The following is a 1,536-nucleotide window of genomic DNA, read 5'->3' as shown; positions in this document are numbered from 1 at the left end:
GCAGACAACTTTGGTTGTTTAAACAGAAGACCCTTTGGGGTTGTATGGTTAAGTGACTAAGCGTACACGGTGGATGCCTTGGCAGTCAGAGGCGATGAAGGACGTATTAACTTGCGATAAGCCCAGATTAGACAGTAAAAGTCATTTGAGTCTGGGATTTCCGAATGGGGAAACCCAACTGCATAAGCAGTTATCATTATCTGAATACATAGGGTAATGAGGCGAACCGGGGGAACTGAAACATCTAAGTACCCCGAGGAAAAGAAATCAACCGAGATTCCGAAAGTAGCGGCGAGCGAAATTGGACTAGCCCTTAAGCCTTTAATGCGTCAGGTGAAAGTTCTGGAAAGTTCTGCGATACAGGGTGATAGCCCCGTAACCGACAGCGCATTTTAGGTGAAATCGAGTAGGGCGGGACACGTGATATCCTGTCTGAATATGGGGGGACCATCCTCCAAGGCTAAATACTACTGACTGACCGATAGTGAACCAGTACCGTGAGGGAAAGGCGAAAAGAACCCCTGTGAGGGGAGTGAAATAGAACCTGAAACCGTGTACGTACAAGCAGTAGGAGCACCTTCGTGGTGTGACTGCGTACCTTTTGTATAATGGGTCAGCGACTTATATTCAGTAGCAAGGTTAACCATCTAGGGGAGCCGTAGAGAAATCGAGTCTTAACTGGGCGTCGAGTTGCTGGATATAGACCCGAAACCAGGTGATCTAGCCATGGGCAGGTTGAAGGTTGAGTAACATCAACTGGAGGACCGAACCGACTAATGTTGAAAAATTAGCGGATGACTTGTGGCTAGGGGTGAAAGGCCAATCAAACCTGGAGATAGCTGGTTCTCCCCGAAATCTATTTAGGTAGAGCCTCGGACGAATACTACTGGGGGTAGAGCACTGTTAAGGCTAGGGGGTCATCCCGACTTACCAACCCTTTGCAAACTCCGAATACCAGTAAGTACTATCCGGGAGACACACGGCGGGTGCTAACGTCCGTCGTGGAGAGGGAAACAACCCAGACCGCCAGCTAAGGTCCCAAATTACAGCTAAGTGGGAAACGATGTGGGAAGGCTTAGACAGCTAGGATGTTGGCTTAGAAGCAGCCATCATTTAAAGAAAGCGTAATAGCTCACTAGTCGAGTCGGCCTGCGCGGAAGATGTAACGGGGCTAAGCTGTAAACCGAAGCTGCGGCAATGCATTTTATGTATTGGGTAGGGGAGCGTTCTGTAAGCCGTTGAAGGTGAGTTGTAAAGCTTGCTGGAGGTATCAGAAGTGCGAATGCTGACATGAGTAACGATAAAGGGGGTGAAAAACCTCCTCGCCGGAAGACCAAGGGTTCCTGTCCAACGTTAATCGGGGCAGGGTAAGTCGACCCCTAAGGCGAGGCCGAAAGGCGTAGTCGATGGGAAACGGGTTAATATTCCCGTACTTCTTACAATTGCGATGGGGGGACGGAGAAGGCTAGGTGGGCCTGGCGACGGTTGTCCAGGTTCAAGTGCGTAGGCTTGAGAGTTAGGTAAATCCGGCTCTCT

1 rRNA gene is annotated in these 1,536 nt (G+C 49.7%); it reads left to right on the top strand.

Features of this window, described 5'->3' with window-relative positions:
• Positions 1 to 46 precede the first annotated feature (46 nt).
• Positions 47 to 1,536, top strand: a 23S ribosomal RNA gene (locus tag QMA41_RS25645); the annotation flags it as partial.

Origin of the sequence: Vibrio sp. St2 (genome assembly GCF_947311885.1) — a bacterium.
GTDB lineage: Bacteria > Pseudomonadota > Gammaproteobacteria > Enterobacterales > Vibrionaceae > Vibrio > Vibrio coralliilyticus.
This window is presented reverse-complemented; position numbering and strand designations above follow the sequence as displayed.